Raw genomic sequence first — 15,795 nt, 5'->3', positions numbered from 1 at the left:
GTGTGGAATAGGCAATCCCCCCTGCGCCGTGCAGCAATGTGGCCGGCGGGGCGGGCGCGGCGGTGAGCCAAAAGCGCCAGCGCAAACCCCATGCCATGCAGCCATGGGCCGAGGGGTGGCCGCGCGCGCCCTGTGCAAGCGTAACTTGACGCGGGGCAGTAGGCTGGTAGAGACGCGGACAACGAAAAGGACCGTTGAAATGAACCTCTTTGCCGATATCCGTGCGCTGGTGATCCAGGAGTTGGAAGCGATGACAGCCGAGGGCGCTTTGCCTGAGGGGCTGTCACTGGCCAATGTGGCGGTTGAGCCGCCGCGCGATGCGGCCCATGGCGATATGGCGACCAATGCGGCGATGGTTCTGGCCAAGCCCGCCAAGGCCAACCCGCGCGAGATTGCCGGGAAACTGGCCGAACGGCTGGCGGCTGACGAGCGGATCGAGAGCGCCGAAATTGCCGGGCCGGGGTTTATCAACCTGCGGCTGGTGAGCGGTGTCTGGGGCGGTGTGGTAAAGGCCGTTCTGGCGCAGGGAGAGGGGTTTGGCCGCTCTGATCTGGGTGAAGGTCGGCGCGTAAACATAGAATTTGTTTCAGCAAATCCGACGGGCCCCATGCATGTGGGCCATACCCGCGGCGCGGTGTTTGGTGATGCCCTCGCCAGCCTGCTCGCCTATTCGGGCCATGAGGTAACGCGCGAATATTACATCAACGATGGCGGCGCTCAGGTGGATGTGCTCGCCCGGTCGGTCTACCTGCGCTACCTTGAGGCGCACGGGCAGGAGGTGGCGTTTGAGGACGGCACTTACCCCGGTGATTACCTTGTGCCAGTGGGCGAGGCGCTGAAGGCCAAGGTGGGCGATGCCTTTGTGGACAAGGGCGAGCAGGTATGGCTCGAAGAGGTGCGCGATTTTGCCACCGAGGCGATGATGGGGCTGATCCGCGCCGATCTGGCGGCGCTGGGCGTTGAGATGGATGTGTTCTTCTCGGAAAAGGCGCTTTACGGCACTGGCAAGATTGAAGCCGCAATCGAGGATTTGCGTGACAAGGGGCTGATTTACGAGGGCAAGTTAAAGCCGCCCAAAGGCAAGTTGCCGGAAGATTGGGAAGCCCGCGAGCAGACGCTGTTCAAATCCACCGAGTTTGGCGATGACGAGGATCGCCCGGTGCAGAAGGCGGATGGCAAATGGGCCTATTTCGCCCCTGACATCGCCTATCATTTCGATAAGGTTTCCAGAGGCTTCGACGAGCTTATTGATGTGTTTGGCGCCGATCACGGCGGCTACGTCAAACGGATGAAGGCGGCTGTCGCCGCGTTGAGTGACAACCGTGTGCCGCTGGATGTGAAGCTGGTGCAGCTCGTCAAGCTGTTCAAGGACGGCCAAGAGTTCAAAATGTCGAAGCGGGCGGGCACATTTGTCACGCTGCGCGACGTGGTGGATGAGGTGGGCGCAGATGTGACCCGCTTTGTGATGCTGACCCGCAAGAACGACGCCCCGCTTGATTTTGACTTCGCCAAGGCGATGGAGCAGAGCAAGGACAACCCGGTTTTCTACGTGCAATACGCCCATGCGCGGGTGCGTTCGGTGCTGCGAAAGGCCGAGGCGGCGGGCTGGGACGTGAGCGAAAAAAACCTGCTGGAACAGGAACCTGGCACGGTGCACCCGGCAGAACTGGCAACCATGCGCAAGCTGGCCGAGTGGCCGCGCATGGTGGAGATTGCCGCCAAGGGCCATGAGCCGCATCGCATTGCGTTTTATCTTTACGATCTGGCCCAGGCCTTCCACGCGCTTTGGCACCGGGGCAACGATGAGCCGGAGCTGCGCTTCTTCCAGGAGGGCAACGAAAGCGCCAGTTTGCCGAAAATCGCCATTGCGAAGGCCGTTTCCGTTGTTATTTCGTCCGGTCTTGGTATTCTTGGCGTAACCCCGGCGGAAGAATTGCGCTGAGCCTCGACGCTCAGGCCATGTGACCGGGGCGGCAGTATAGCGGCCACGCCACAAGAAGGGCGGGCCGAGAAGGCGAGGCAGAGCATGGATCAACGACCCATGAGTGGCGCGGGCTATCAGCCCGGTGAGCCGGGAAGGCATGAGCCCTACCCGCAGATGGACCAGTTCAATCAGGGCGGGCCGCAACCCTATCCCTATCAGATGATGCAGGCCGAGCCGGAGCCGGGCTTTGTGGCCGCGCTCAAGGCGAAGGCCGGGCGGCTGGTGAATTACGGCGGCGCGGCGATGTCGCTGGCGCTTATTCTGGGGCTTTGCGTGTGGGGTTATCGGATTACCATGCGCGATGTGGCCGGGGTGCCGGTGGTGCGCGCGATTGATGGGCCGATGCGTGTGGCGCCCGAAGATCCCGGCGGCGAAGTGGCCGATCACACCGGGCTGGCGGTGAACAACGTTGCCGCCGATGGTGGTCCGGGCGAGCTGGCCGATGAGATCGCGCTGGCCCCGCCGCCCGCAAGGCTGACCGAGGAAGACCTGCCGATTGCCGCGCTCGCCGCTGAGCTTGAGCGCGATTTGGCGGCGCAGGCCGCGGATGACCTCCCGGAAGAGCTGACGCCCGCCGTTGAGCAAGCCGATGCCGAGTTGCAGTCCGCCGATCTGGAAGTGGCGGTGAGCCTGTCGCCGGATGTGGACCCGAACGATCCGGTGGCGGTGGCGCTTGCGATGGCCAATCAGGTGGCCAATGGGGCGACGCCGCTGGAAGCCCCGGCTGAGCCGGAGATCAGCGCCGAGGCCAAGCGGCTGGCAAAGCTGCCGGGCGTGAAACGCTCGCTTTTGCCCAAGAAACGCCCGGCCGATCTGGCCGCGCCAACGCCAGAAAAAAGCGCCCCGACATCCCCGGCAGAGAACACGCAACTTGCCTCGACCAACCCGCAGATTGCCTTGCCAAACGCTATCCCGGCGGGCACCAGGCTGGTGCAGCTTGGCGCGTTTGACACCCCCGAGGACGCGGCGGCGATCTGGGCCAAGCTTCAAGGCCAGTTTGAAACGCTGATGCTGGAAAAATCCCGCGTGATCATGGAAGCCCAGAGCGGGGGGCGGGTGTTTTACCGGCTGCGTGCGCAGGGCTTTGCCGATCTTTCCGACGCGCGGCGCTTTTGCGCGGCCCTCGTGGCCGAGAAGGCCGATTGCATCCCGGTGGTGGCACGTTGAGCCGACCGGCGCGGCTGGGGGCGGCGATCCTTGGCTGTGAAGGGCTGGTTCTTGGTGCGGATGAGGCAGCGTTTTTCAGGGATTTCCAGCCGTTTGGCTTTATCCTCTTTGGCCGCAATATCGACACGCCGGAACAGCTTCGCCGGTTGACGGGTGCGCTACGGGATGCGGTGGGCTGGCAAGCGCCGATTTTCATTGATCAGGAAGGTGGCCGAGTTGAGCGGATGGGCCCGCCCCATTGGGGCGCGTGGCTGCCGCCGCTTGAGCAAATGGCCACCGTGGGGCCGGAACACGGCGCGCGGGCGATGGCGCTGCGGTACCGGCTGATTGCCGATGATCTGCGTGCAGTGGGGATTGATGGCAATTGCGCCCCGCTGGCCGATATTGCCACGACAGACACCCACCCGGTGCTGCGCAACCGCTGCTATGGCATTGATCTGGCCACGGTGGTGAGCGCGGCGCGGGCGGTGGCCGATGGGCTGCTGGCGGGTGGGGTTTTGCCGGTGCTGAAACACATCCCCGGCCATGGCCGCGCCACGATGGACAGCCACAAGGCGCTGCCCCGTGTGAGTGCCTCGGCAGAGGTGCTGCGGGGAAGCGATTTTGCCGCCTTTCGCGCGCTGAATGACCTGCCGCTCGGGATGAGCGCGCATATCGTGTTTGAGGCGCTTTCAAGCAAGGCGGCCACGGTTGATCCGGAAATGATTGCGCTGATCCGCGATGAAATTGGCTTTGACGGTCTGCTGATGACCGACGATATCTCGATGGAGGCGCTGGAGGGCACGGTGGCCGAGCGCGGCGCAGCGGCGCTCGCGGCGGGCTGTGATGTGGTGCTGCATTGCAATGGTGAGCTGGCCGAAATGCAGGATTTAGCCAAAACCGTCGGAGATTTGAATGAAACGGCCCTCGCACGGGCCGATGCCGCCTTGGCCCGGCGCGGCGTGCCTGATAGGCTTATACGCAAGGACGCAGAGGCTGAGCTTGGGCGTTTGATGGAAGGGCTGGCAGCACATGGCTGAGGACGGCGCGGCAGGCTTTGGAGATGTTTCCGAAAGGCTGGCCGCTGAAGCACTGATCGTGGATGTCGACGGCTTTGAAGGGCCGCTCGACCTGCTGTTGACGCTTGGCCGCACTCAAAAGGTTGATCTGCGCAAGGTTTCGATCCTGCAATTGGCCGAGCAATACCTGGCCTTTGTGGAGCGTGCCAAGCAGCTGCGCATTGAGCTGGCGGCGGATTATCTGGTGATGGCGGCCTGGCTGGCCTTCCTGAAATCAAAGCTGCTGTTGCCGCCTGACCCTACCGAAGAAGGGCCAACCGGGGCCGAACTGGCCGCGCATCTGGCGTTCCAGCTCGAGCGGCTTTCGGCGATGCGCGAAGCCGCCGCCAAGCTGATGGGGCAAGACCAGAAGGGCCGCGACTTTTTTGTGCGCGGGGTGCCCGAGAGCGTGGAGCGGGTGCGCAAGGTGAGCTACACCGCCACCCTGATGGAGCTGATGCAGGCCTATGCGCGCATCCGCACCAAGGATGAGTTCCGCCCCTTCGTGATGGACCGCCAGAATGTTTTTACCATGGAGCAGGCGCTGGATCGTTTGCGCGGCCTGATCGGCTATGCCGGGGACTGGACCAACCTGATGACCTATCTGCCAGAGGGCTGGGAGAGTGATCCGATGAAGCGCCGCTCGGCCACGGCGGCCACCTTTGCGGCCTCGCTGGAGCTGGTCAAACATGGCCATTTGACGATCCGTCAGGCCGATACCTTTTCCCCGATCCAGATCAAGCTGCGGGAGGCCCCCGGTGGTGCCTGACCTGAACAACACCCCGACCAACACGCTGGACGAGACCCCGCCCAGACTGCCCGAGGAATTGGAGCCGGTTGAGGCGAGCCTGTTTGAAGCGCCGCCCATGGCCGAGCAGGAGCGCATGGTCGAGGCGATCCTGTTTGCCTCTGCCGAGCCGGTCACCGTGGCCGAGCTCAACGCGCGGATGCCCCATGGGGCCGAGGCCGCCGTGGCGCTGGAGCATTTGCAAAAACGCTACGAGGGGCGCGGCGTGGAGTTGCGCCGGGTGGGTGAGGCATGGGCGATGCGCACCGCGCCCGACCTTGGATTTTTGATGCAAAAGGAAACGGTTGAAACGCGCAAGCTGTCGCGCGCGGCGATCGAAACACTGGCGATTGTGGCCTATCATCAGCCGGTGACCCGCGCCGAGATCGAGGAAATTCGCGGTGTGAGCGTGTCACGCGGCACGGTTGACCAACTGCTTGAGATGGAGTGGATCCGCTTTGGCCGCCGCCGGATGACACCGGGACGCCCGGTGACCTATGTTGTCACCCAGGATTTCCTTGACCATTTCGGGCTGGAAAGTGCGCGCGATCTGCCCGGCCTGAAAGAACTGCGCGCCGCCGGCTTGCTCGACAGCCGCCCGCCGCCCGGCATGGTCAGCCTGGGTGAGCTTGACGAAGACGAAGCACCATCAAACGACCAGAACGAACTTTTCCAGGAGGACGAAACCGATGAATGATATCTTTTCGCAAATCTGGCGCCGCATCATGGCGCAGTTTTCCAACCGGATGCGCCATGGCGTTGACAGCGCGGTAAGCCGTGGTTTCAACTCGGCGGGCAACACGCTCAAGGGCAAGAAAAAGAAGTGATCCGATGAACGCAGGTTCGCTGATCAATCAAGTCATCCGGCAGATGATGCGGATGCGCCGCCAATCCGCCCGCAAACCGGGAGGGCGCGTAGGGCAGGGCAACCAGACCATGCGCAAGACCCGCTCGGTGATGCGGTTTGCAAGGTTTTTCCGGCGGTTCTAGCGCCGCCCGACGTGGCCCTTTGCGGTGGCGGTTGTGGCTGCGCCGCGCTTGACCCTCCTGCGAGGGCCGGATAGGGCGTGAGCATGGCCCGTGCCCCGCTTATGCAACTCTCCGATATTTCTCTCACCTTCGGGGGAGGCGCGCTGTTTGACGGCGTTGATCTGGCTGTTCAGGCCGGGGATCGGGTGGCGCTGGTGGGGCGCAATGGATCGGGAAAATCCACACTTCTCAAGGTGATGGCCGGATTGGTTGAGGCGGATCGGGGGCAGGCTGTCACAGCCCCTGGCGTGCGCGTGGGCTACATGGAACAAGAGCCGACGATGGCGGGTTTCGCCACGCTGGGCGAGTTCGCGGGCAGCGGGCTGGACGTGAGCGAAGCCTGGCGGGTGGAAGCGGTGGCCGAGGGGCTGAAATTTGGCCTCGATACGCCCGTTGAAGCCGCAAGCGGTGGGGAGCGGCGCCGTGCGGCGCTGGCCAAGCTGCTGGCCGAAGCGCCCGAGTTGATGCTGCTCGATGAGCCGACCAACCACCTTGATATCGAAGCGATCGCCTGGCTCGAAAAAGAGCTGAAAGAGACCCGCACGGCCTATGTGCTGATCTCCCACGACCGGGCGTTCCTGACCAACCTCACCCGCGCAACCCTGTGGATTGACCGGGGCGAAGTGCGCCGCCAGGAGCGCGGTTTTGCCGAGTTCGAAGCCTGGCGTGACAAGCTGTGGGAGGAGGAAGACCTCGCCCGGCACAAGCTCAACCGGAAGATCAAGGCCGAGGCGCGTTGGGCGGTTGAGGGCATTTCGGCACGGCGCAAGCGCAACATGGGCCGGGTGCGCGCCTTGCAGGATTTGCGCGCTGAGCGGGCCGGCCAGATCCGGCGGCAGGGAGCGGCGGCGATGGCGCTGGAATCGGGCCAGAAGAGCGGCAAGGTGGTGCTGGAAGCGCGTGGCATTTCAAAGCGCTATGGCGACAAGCTGATCCTGCGCCCATTTGATCTGAAGCTGGCACGCGGCGAGCGGGTGGCTTTTGTTGGCCCCAATGGCGCGGGTAAAACGACGCTGGTGAACATGCTGATCGGCCGGGTTGAGCCGGATGAAGGCAGCGTGAAGATGGGCGCAAATGTTGAGATGGAGGTGTTCGATCAAACCCGCTCGGCGCTCGACCTCGATGCCACCCTGTGGGATAACCTGACCGGCGATCCCGAGATGCGGGTGTCCGGGCAGGCCGATCAAGTGATGGTGCGCGGCACGCCCAAGCATGTGGTTGGCTACCTCAAGGAATTTCTGTTTGACGAAGCCCAGGCCCGCGCCCCGGTGCGCGCCCTTTCGGGCGGCGAAAAGGCGCGGCTGTTGCTGGCGCGGTTGATGGCGCGGCCCTCCAACCTGCTGGTGCTTGATGAGCCAACCAATGATCTGGATATCGAAACGCTGGACTTGCTGCAGGAAATTCTGGGCGATTATGACGGCACGGTTCTGCTGGTGAGCCACGACCGGGATTTCATTGATCGGGTGGCAACACAAACCATCGCGCTGGAGGGGGAAGGCCGTGCCGTGAGCTATGCGGGCGGCTGGTCTGACCTCTTGTCACAGGGCGGCGGCGATTGGCACCGCCCCGAGGTGGTGGCCGCAGCGGCGAAGGCAAACAAGGCCGAGAAGGCGGCGGCCGAAAAGGCCAAGCCAGCGGGCCTCAGCTTTACCGAGAAACACCGGCTGGAGGAATTGCCCGCCGAGATTGAACGGCTCGAAGCCGAGATCGCCAAGCTCGAAGAGCTGATGAGCGACCCGGAGCTTTATGCCCGCGAGCCGGTCAAGTTCCAAAAAGCCAGCGAGGCGCTCTCAGCGCGGCAGGAAAAGCTGGCCGCCGCCGAAGAAGAATGGCTGGCTCTGGAAGAAAAAGCGGCTGGCTGACAGCGGCTTACCCCTCGAGCAACGACACACCCCGAAATAAATTGACCCCGGTCAATTTGCCTCTCAATGCTCCAGAAATATCCCGGGGGGTGTGGGGGGCTGGCCCCCCATTGGTGGCGCGGTTTGGGGGGCTGGCCCCCCATTTTAATGACGCGGTGTGGGGGGTGCCCCCCCCCCACGGATAGCTTGGTGTGGGGCGCAGCCCCCCACAAAACAACCCTACCCATAAGCGATCTTGCCGGGAACGGCTTGCACCACCGGGCCGGCGGCGGCTTGGGCATCGTCACTGTCGTGGGTGACCAGCAGTACCGGCAGGCCATAGGCTCGGGCGTGGTCGAAGGTGAGGCTGCGGATGGCTTCGCGGCGCGGGCCGTCAAGGCGGGAGAAGGGCTCATCCAACAGCAGGGCGCGGGGGGCGGAGAGCAGGGTGCGCATCAGCGCGACCCGCGCTTGTTCACCACCCGATAGAGTTGCCGGATCACGGCGGCCAAAGCCGGGCAGGCCGATCTCTTCCAGCGCAGATTCGATCCGGGCGCGGCGCTCGCGGCGTGGGCCGGGCGGGAGCGCGAAGGCAAGGTTTCCGGCGACCGAGAGATGCGGAAACAGCAGGCTTTCCTGAAACAGGATGCCAAGGCGGCGTGCTTCGGGTGGCAGAGCGGTCAGCTCAACCGGGCCAAGCCGGGCCACCCCCGAGGCAGTAAGGCCGGGCGGCAGGGTGCCGGTAAGGGCGCCGAGCAGGGCCGATTTGCCCACGCCGGACGGACCCATGAGGGTGAGCACCTCGCCGGGGGCGATTTCAGCCGAAAGGCCAAGCAGGCAGGCGCCGCCCGCCGAAACTTCAAGCTTGTCGAGTGTGAGCCGTTCAGCCACCGCGCATCCCCCTTCGGTTGCCATATATGAGGCGCGGCAGGGCGAGGGCCAGCGCGAAAGGCAGCAGGGCGGCCAGCGTTTGGGCCAGCCCGTAGGCCCCGATGGCGCGGCGATCCCCGCCGGAGGTGAGGGCCACGGCCTCGGTCGTCAGCGTGCTCACCCGGCCACCGCCAAGCAGCAGAGTGGGCAGGTATTGCCCGACCGACACCGCAAAGCCAACCGCGAAGGCGGTGAGCAGAGGGGTCAGCAACAGCGGCAGGCGCAGCCGCCAGAGCCGTGCCGAGGGCGAGGCGCCAAGCGAAGCGGCAGCGGTAAAGAAGCGCGGCTCAACGGCGTGATAGGGCCCTGAGAGCGCGAGGAAGGTGTAGGGGATCACGAAGGTGAGATGCGCGGCGATCACCGGCGCTAACCCTTCGCCAAGCCCCAGCGAGAGCATCAGGATTTGCAGGCCGGGCAAGAAGGCGATTTGCGGGATCAGCAGCGGCAGATACAGGATCAGCCGCCCGAAGGGGCCGATACGCAGCCCGTGGCGGGCCTCGGCCTCAAGGCAGCCCGTCGCCAATGCGAGGGCCGTCAGGGCGGCGGTGGCGGCGATCAACAGGGTGGTGAGCGCGGTGGGGGCCATCATCGGGCCGTGGCGCATCCATGTTTTCAGTGAAAGCGTATCGGGCCAGGCTTCGGGGAAGGCCCAGAAGCCCGCGACAGACCAAAGCGCCAGCGCCGCCAGCCCTGCAAGCACCGCGAGGGCGGTGGCGGTGGCGAGGGTGAGGCCGAGCGCGCGCAGCGGGCGTTCTACCACGCGCCCCCGGTGGCCCGACATGGCGCGGGCGCGGCCAATGCGGGCGGCCAGCGCCTCGGCCAGCCGCCAGACGGCGAGGCTGGCCAGCACCAGCGCCAATTGCCAAAGGGCCGCGGCAGAGGCGAGCGGGCGCAGGGTGAGATCAGGGGCTGACATCCAGCGGGTGATTTGCACCGCCAGGGTTGGCGGGGTGTTTGGCCCGAGGATCATCGCCACATCGACCACCGAGGCCGAATAGGCCAGCACCACATAGACCGGCAGGCGGATCTGCGCATAGAGCGCCGGAAAGGCGGCGAGCAGCCAGCCGGTGGTGCGCGGATAGCCAAGCGTGGTGGCGACGCGGGCGAGCGAGGTGGCGCGGGTTTGGCTGCGCGCCGCGATGAGCATCAACAGCAGGAAGGGCACTTCCTTGGCGATCAGCCCGGCGGTGAGCGCGAGGCCGGCGCTGTCTTGCAGGATCAGCCAATCGGGCGGGCGCGTCCAGCCGGTGAGCCATGGCGAGAGCAGCCGGGCGAGCCAGCCCGAAGGCGCGAGGAGGAAGGCAAGGCCAAAGGCCGCCGCCGCGTGAGGCACCGAGAGCAGCGGCGAAAGCAGCCGCTGGAGCAGCGCGAAGGCGCGGGTGCCTTCCCACCCGGCGGCGATCAGCGCGGTGATCGCCAGCGCCCCGGCGGTCGCGGCGAAACCGGTGCTGAGCGACAGGCGGGTGGCCTCGGGCAATCCGGGCCATGCCAGCAGGTCGCCGAAGGCCGCAAGGCTAAGGCCGGGCGAGGCCTCGGTGGGCGAAAAGCCCAGCGCCGGCGCGAGGGTAAAGAACAGCCCAAGGCCCACCGGCAGGATGAGCAGCGCAACGGTGAGCGCGGGGAGGGCGAGGCGGGGCATCGGGGGTCAGTCAGGCGCGGCGGGGCAAGGGGGGCAAGCCCCCGCGCTCTGCCCTCAGGGCACAGGCGGGGGCCGAGGCGATAGGGGCCGCTCCAGCGATCATTCGGCAATGCCGTAGCGGGTGATCCAATCGGCGGTGAGCCGGGTTGACCACGAAGGATGCGGCTCTGGCAGGGCGGGGCCGAGATCGGCAGGCGAGAGGGTGGCCGGGCCAAGATCGAGCGCGGCAAAGGCGGCGCGATCGGCCTCGCTCAGTGCCTCCATCGAAAGGACGGTGCCATAGCCCAGCACATCGGGGTCTTGCGCGCGCAATTGCGCTTGGGGCGAGAGCAGGAAATTGGCCACCACCATCGCGCCTTCTTTGGCGGAGCTGTTGAAGGGAATGGCGACGAAGCTGGCGTTGCCCAGCGTGCCTCCCTCGAGCACATAGGTGCGTACCGAGGGCGGAAGCTGGTCATTAGCAATTGCCGTACTGGCCTCGCCGGGCGAAAACGAGATCGCGATATCCACCTCACCATCGGCGATAAGCTGAAGCTGGCGCGGCCCGGTTTGCGGGTAGGCGCGCCCTTGCCGCCAGAGGGTGGGGGTGAGGGCATCGAGGAACTCCCAGAGCGGCGCGGTGGCGGCCTCGTAATCGGCCTCTTCGACCGGGCGGCTGAGGGCGGTGGCATCGGGGGTCAGCTCCACCAGCGCCTGTTTGAGGAAGGTCGTGCCGAGAAAGTCGGGCGGCTGGGGAAAGGTAAAGCGGCCGGGGTTGGCGCGGGACCACTCCAGCAGGGCGGGCATGGAGCGCGGCGGCTCGGGCAGGCGGGCGCTGTCGTGGATGAACACCACCTGCGCCATCGCCCAGGGGCTTTCATAGCCCTCAACCGGCACGGTGAAATCATGCTGCACGTCCTTGCCGGTGGTATCGACCATGGCCCAGCTTGGCAGGCTTTCGGCGAAGGGGCCAAAGAGCAGGCCCTGGCGCTTCATCGCGGCAAAGTTGGGGCCGTTGATCCAGATAAGATCCACCGCGCCGCCTTCGCTTTGGCCGGCCTGCTGCTCGGTGAGCACGCGGGAAACCGCATCGGCGGTGTCGGCCAGTTTGACGTGCTCTAGGGTGACACCGTGGCGTTCGCTCACCTCATCGCCAACCCAGGCGATAAAGGCGTTGGTCGTGGTGGAGCCGCCCCAGGCGTGCCAGTAGACGGTTTGGCCATGGGCCGCTTCAAGCACCTCGGGCCAATTGGCGGGATCAGGCTCGGCCATGGCGGGCAGGGTGGTGGCGGGCAGGGCAAGGGCAAGCAGGGCCGCGAGAGTGCGAAGCGGTTTCATCAGGTCTCCTCGGAGTGGGGGAAGGTCTGGCGGGCGAGCAGCACCCGTGACATGGCGGTGATGAGGCAAAGCGCCCCGAAGGCCCAAGCGAGCGGCGCAAAAGCCGCAGGCCAGAGGCAGAGCAGCGCGAAGAAGGCGATGGTTTCGGTGCCCTCCAGCAGCCCGCCGGTGAAATAGAGCGTTTTGGCCCCGCGCGAGGCGGTTTCCATGCGGGCGCGTTCGGCCAGCACGGCGTAACCGAGAAAGGTGGTGCCGTTGATGTAAAAGCTGGCCAGCAGGAAGCCTCCGGCGGCGGCATTGGCGGCGGTATCCGCCCAGATGAAGGCCAGCGGGATGGCGGCGTAGAAGGCGAAGTCGGCAACGATATCGAGAAAGCCGCCAAAGTCGGTTTTGCGGGTGGCGCGGGCAACGGCCCCGTCAAGCCCATCGGCGAGGCGAGAGGCCAGCAGCAGCACAAGGGCAAGGCCGGGCCAGCCTGCCCAGATCAAGGCGGCGGCAGCGAGGCCAAGGCCGAGGCCGAGCAGGGTGACGTGATCGGCCTGCCAGCCACGCCCGGCCAGTGCAGCCCCCGCCCGGTTGAGCGGTGGGTCGATCAGAGCGCGTGCGTAACCGTCGAGCATTGTTGGGCTGTCCCCCCCGTTTCTTCGGAAGGTTATCGCGCGGCTCTGTCTAGGGGCGCAATGGGCTGTAACGCGGCGTGACGGTTTTGTGAGCCAGAGCGACCACTTGCCCGCTTACCACTTGCCGGAGGCCCCGCCGCCCGAAGACTTGCCGCCGGAAAAGCCGCCGGAGGACGAAGAGGAGGATTTGGTGATGCGGCTGATCGTATAGGGGACGACGTTGTTATAGCCGCATTTCGAGCAGGTCTGGGTGCGCTCGCCAGTGCCGGAGCCGGAGCGGGTGGCGGCCTGGATGGTGCGCTTGGTGGTGGTGATGGTGCCCTTGGCGCCGCATTGCGGGCAGGTGCGGAAACGATTGGTGATCTTGCGGCCAAAGATCAGGAGCCCGGCGAAAAGCGCCACGACCCCGCCGATGATCCAGCCGATAAAGCCGCCACCCTTTCCCGATGAGGGGGCGGCGGCGGGGGCGGGCTGGCCTGCGGCGAAGGGCTGGGCGATGCGGGTGATCACTTCAAGCGTGCCGGTGCGGATGCCATCGCTGTAGCGGTCCTCGCGGAAGGCCGGGAGGAAGGAGCTGTCGATCACCCGCGCGGCGAGCTTGTCATACGCGGCCCCATAACCTGCGCCGAGTTCGATGCGCATGGTGCGGTCGGCGCGGGCGACGAGGATGAGGATGCCGTTGTTGCTTTCGGCGTCGCCAATGCCCCACTGGTTGAAGAGGCCGGTGGCGAAGGGCTCGATCTCATCATAGTGGCCGTAATCGGCGGTGGAGAAGATGGTGAGCACGGTGGCTTCAACCCCGGTCTCCTCGCGCAGATTGGTGAGCGCTGTGGTTAGCTCGGCCTCGACCTCGGGGGGCAGCAGGCCGGCGTAGTCATTAATATAGGGGCTTTCGAAATCGGGGTAGTTTTGCGCCGTAGCGGCGAGCGGCATGAGGGTGAGGGCCAGCACGGCCAGCAGGAAATGAACGGGGCGAAATGCGCGGAGTGAAAATGTCATAGGCTTTATTTGGCCACGGGGCGGCGTGTGTGACAAGGGAAATGGCGCGCCAGTGCGGGCAGTTTCACGCTTTGCGAACGGCTATGAGGGGAAAGGGGCGAGGGTGGCTTGCAGTTTTTTGGTCAGGCTGGCGCGGATGATCGCATAGGAGGTGCGCAGACGTTCCTCGACCTCGGCGTCCTCCACAAGACCCCAAGGCAGCTTGATCCAGCTGCGGTGAAAATAGGGGGCCTTGATGGCGTGGCCCGCCTCGATGATGAGGTGCGCGGTTTCGGTGCTGGCGGTTTTCACGCTCACCCCGTCGCCCGTGGCACCGATGGCGGCAAACATCTTGCCGCCGACCTTCCAGGCATCATGCCCGCCGCCCCATGGATCGGAGACTTCGGCACCGGGGAAGCTGGCGCAGAGGGTGTTGATGGCTTGGCGCTCCATGGCAGGATTGAGCACGCGGGGCGCCGGGCAGGCAAGGAATATGGCCTCCGGCGGGGATATTTATGGAGCATTGAGAGAGGGGCGTTAGCCCTTTGGGGTGCCTTTTGCGAGGAGCGCCTCGACCTCGTCACCCGAGATGGAATGGCCCAGCGGGGTGAAATCACCCTCGCGCAGCATAGCGGTGGCGGCATCCCGGATTGCGCGGTGGGTGACGCGGGCCAGCGACCCGCCGAGCGAGATGCGCGCAACATTGGCGGCGGCGAAATCGGCGGGGGTGGCGGCGGTGAAGGGGCCAGCGGCGAGCGCGTTCACCGGTTTGGCGGTGGCGGCGCAGACGCGGGCCTGATCGGCCATGCTGCCGGGGCGGGGGACATAGAGCGCATCGGCCCCGGCCTGATCGAAGGCGATGATGCGGGAAATGGCGTCATCGAGGGTGTATAGCCCGTTCATCACCCCGTCGGCGCGGGCGACGAACATGAAATCACGCGGCAGGGCGCGGGCGGCGGCGGCTCCGGCCTGCATCCGCTCGACCGCGAGATCAAAGGGGTAGGCGGTGCCATCGGGGTAGCGGATATCTTCAATGCAGATCCCCGCAAGGCCGATCTCGCCTGCAAGGCGCACGGTTTCGGCGACCACCTCTGGCGCGTCACCAAAGCCGTTCTCGAAATCGCCCTGCACCGGCAGATCGGTGGCGGCGACGATCTCGGCGGCGTGGGTGAGTGCCTGATCGCGGCTGATCGCGCCCATATCGCGGCTGCCCAGCACAAAGGCATGGGCTGCCGAGGAGGTGGCAAGCGCCTCGGCGCCCAGCCCGGCGAGCATGCGCGCGGAGCCAATATCCCAGACATTGGCGAGGATGAAGGGCTTGCCCGGCACATGCAGGGCGCGAAACTGGCTGAACTTGTCCATACGTGCGAGCATTTCACGGCGCGGGCCATGCCACAAGCCTCTTGGCCGATCTCGCATGCCGTGCTATTGACGCAGCATGAGCCATGCCGCGATCATCATCATCTGCTGCATTACCTGCTGACATCGTCACGCGGGCCCGCTCTCTTTTCACCACCTGATGAAGTTGCTAAAGCCCGCGGGGACACCCGAGGAGCCGCTATGGACATTCATCTCCACAATACCAAGACCCGACAGAAAGAGCTGTTGCGCCCGGTCGTGCCGGGGCAGGTGAGCATGTATGTGTGCGGGCCGACGGTGTATGACCGCGCTCACATTGGCAATGCGCGCCCGGTGATCGTGTTTGACGTGCTGTTTCGGCTGCTGCGCCATGTGTATGGAGCGGATGCGGTGACCTATGTGCGCAATTTCACCGACGTGGATGACAAGATCAACGCGCGGGCGGCGGCGAGCGGGCGCTCGATTGGGGAGATCACCGAAGAGACCATCAAGTGGTATCACGAGGATATGGAGGCGCTGGGCACCCTGCGCCCCACCAAGGAGCCGCGTGCGACCGATTGGATCGGCGCGATGGTGGAGATGATCGAGGGGTTGATCGCCTCGGGGCACGCCTATGCGGCCGAGGGGCATGTGCTGTTTCGGGTGCGTTCCTACGAGGCTTATGGCGCGCTTTCAGGCCGCTCGGTGGATGACATGATTTCCGGGGCGCGGGTGGAAGTGGCGCCCTACAAGGAAGACCCGCTGGACTTTGTGTTGTGGAAGCCATCGAGCGATGATCTGCCGGGGTGGGAGTCTCCCTGGGGGCGGGGGCGGCCCGGCTGGCATATCGAGTGCTCGGCCATGGCGCATGGGATTTTGGGCGACAGTTTTGACATTCATGGCGGCGGCAATGACCTGATGTTCCCGCACCACGAAAATGAGATTGCCCAATCGTGCTGTGCCCATCCCGAGGGGGATTTTGCCCATATCTGGATGCACAACGAGATGTTGCAGGTGGAAGGCAAGAAGATGTCGAAGTCTCTCGGCAACTTCTTCACCGTGCGGGATTTGCTGGACGAGGGCGTGCCGGGTGAGGTGATCCGCTTTGTGTTCATGGGAACGCATTAC

16 protein-coding genes are annotated in these 15,795 nt (G+C 65.2%); 9 read left to right on the top strand and 7 right to left on the bottom strand.

Going from position 1 to position 15,795, the window contains the following annotated elements:
• Nucleotides 1-199: 199 nt before the first annotated feature.
• From argS to P1U55_RS07405, 8 genes are all read left to right on the top strand, one after another.
• Complete coding sequence (gene argS / locus P1U55_RS07440; RefSeq protein ID WP_301046907.1) at nt 200-1,942, top strand: arginine--tRNA ligase; 1,743 nt, start codon at nt 200-202, stop codon at nt 1,940-1,942.
• A gap of 84 nt (nt 1,943-2,026) precedes the next feature.
• Nucleotides 2,027-3,151, top strand: a complete 1,125-nt coding sequence (locus P1U55_RS07435; RefSeq protein ID WP_301046906.1) for an SPOR domain-containing protein — start codon at nt 2,027-2,029, stop codon at nt 3,149-3,151.
• A complete protein-coding gene (locus tag P1U55_RS07430; protein ID WP_301046905.1) occupies nt 3,148-4,170 on the top strand; it encodes a glycoside hydrolase family 3 N-terminal domain-containing protein in 1,023 nt (340 codons plus the stop codon). Before P1U55_RS07435 ends, P1U55_RS07430 begins: the two co-directional genes overlap by 4 nt.
• Nucleotides 4,163-4,957: a ScpA family protein gene (locus P1U55_RS07425; protein ID WP_301046904.1), complete on the top strand. Its 795-nt coding sequence runs from the start codon at nt 4,163-4,165 to the stop codon at nt 4,955-4,957. The genes P1U55_RS07430 and P1U55_RS07425 overlap by 8 nt, the downstream gene beginning before the upstream one ends.
• A gap of 97 nt (nt 4,958-5,054) precedes the next feature.
• Complete coding sequence (scpB, locus tag P1U55_RS07420; RefSeq protein ID WP_301046953.1) at nt 5,055-5,672, top strand: SMC-Scp complex subunit ScpB; 618 nt, start codon at nt 5,055-5,057, stop codon at nt 5,670-5,672.
• Entirely contained in the window at nt 5,665-5,802 is a 138-nt protein-coding gene (locus tag P1U55_RS07415) for a hypothetical protein (protein WP_301046903.1), read from the top strand. Before scpB ends, P1U55_RS07415 begins: the two co-directional genes overlap by 8 nt.
• Nucleotides 5,803-5,806: 4 nt before the next feature.
• Nucleotides 5,807-5,965 (top strand): hypothetical protein, encoded by a 159-nt coding sequence (locus tag P1U55_RS07410; protein ID WP_301046902.1) that lies wholly within the window; start codon nt 5,807-5,809, stop codon nt 5,963-5,965.
• An 83-nt stretch (nt 5,966-6,048) separates the two neighbouring features.
• The gene (locus tag P1U55_RS07405; RefSeq protein ID WP_301046901.1) at nt 6,049-7,866 is read left to right on the top strand and encodes an ATP-binding cassette domain-containing protein; all 1,818 of its coding nucleotides are present in this window, start codon (nt 6,049-6,051) and stop codon (nt 7,864-7,866) included.
• 219 nt (nt 7,867-8,085) lie between these two features.
• Here the strand turns inward: P1U55_RS07405 and P1U55_RS07400 are convergent, their stop codons facing one another.
• The 7 genes from P1U55_RS07400 to P1U55_RS07370 form a co-directional block, all read right to left on the bottom strand.
• The gene (locus P1U55_RS07400; RefSeq protein ID WP_301046900.1) at nt 8,086-8,760 is read right to left on the bottom strand and encodes an ATP-binding cassette domain-containing protein; all 675 of its coding nucleotides are present in this window, start codon (nt 8,758-8,760) and stop codon (nt 8,086-8,088) included.
• Nucleotides 8,729-10,414 (bottom strand): ABC transporter permease, encoded by a 1,686-nt coding sequence (locus tag P1U55_RS07395; RefSeq protein ID WP_301046899.1) that lies wholly within the window; start codon nt 10,412-10,414, stop codon nt 8,729-8,731. The genes P1U55_RS07400 and P1U55_RS07395 overlap by 32 nt, the downstream gene beginning before the upstream one ends.
• A 99-nt stretch (nt 10,415-10,513) precedes the next feature.
• Nucleotides 10,514-11,731 carry an ABC transporter substrate-binding protein gene (locus P1U55_RS07390; RefSeq protein WP_301046898.1) on the bottom strand — a complete coding sequence of 406 codons (1,218 nt, stop codon included), beginning with the start codon at nt 11,729-11,731 and terminating at the stop codon, nt 10,514-10,516.
• Nucleotides 11,731-12,351: a CDP-alcohol phosphatidyltransferase family protein gene (locus tag P1U55_RS07385; RefSeq protein WP_301046897.1), complete on the bottom strand. Its 621-nt coding sequence runs from the start codon at nt 12,349-12,351 to the stop codon at nt 11,731-11,733. The genes P1U55_RS07390 and P1U55_RS07385 overlap by 1 nt, the downstream gene beginning before the upstream one ends.
• Before the next feature lie 114 nt (nt 12,352-12,465).
• Complete coding sequence (locus P1U55_RS07380) at nt 12,466-13,350, bottom strand: TPM domain-containing protein (RefSeq protein ID WP_301046896.1); 885 nt, start codon at nt 13,348-13,350, stop codon at nt 12,466-12,468.
• Between the two features lie 81 nt (nt 13,351-13,431).
• Nucleotides 13,432-13,782, bottom strand: a complete 351-nt coding sequence (locus tag P1U55_RS07375; RefSeq protein ID WP_301046895.1) for an MmcQ/YjbR family DNA-binding protein — start codon at nt 13,780-13,782, stop codon at nt 13,432-13,434.
• A gap of 84 nt (nt 13,783-13,866) precedes the next feature.
• Nucleotides 13,867-14,691, bottom strand: a complete 825-nt coding sequence (locus P1U55_RS07370) for an isocitrate lyase/phosphoenolpyruvate mutase family protein (protein ID WP_301046894.1) — start codon at nt 14,689-14,691, stop codon at nt 13,867-13,869.
• A gap of 198 nt (nt 14,692-14,889) precedes the next feature.
• On the opposite strand from P1U55_RS07370, the gene cysS reads away from it, so the two are divergent.
• Nucleotides 14,890-15,795, top strand: a 906-nt coding sequence (cysS, locus tag P1U55_RS07365; protein WP_301046893.1) for a cysteine--tRNA ligase, incomplete at its 3' end; no start/stop codon positions are given.

Origin of the sequence: Vannielia sp., from assembly GCF_029212645.1 — a bacterium.
Lineage (GTDB): Bacteria > Pseudomonadota > Alphaproteobacteria > Rhodobacterales > Rhodobacteraceae > Vannielia.
The sequence above is the reverse complement of the archived record's forward strand: the minus strand, read 5'-3'. Positions and strand labels throughout refer to the sequence as shown.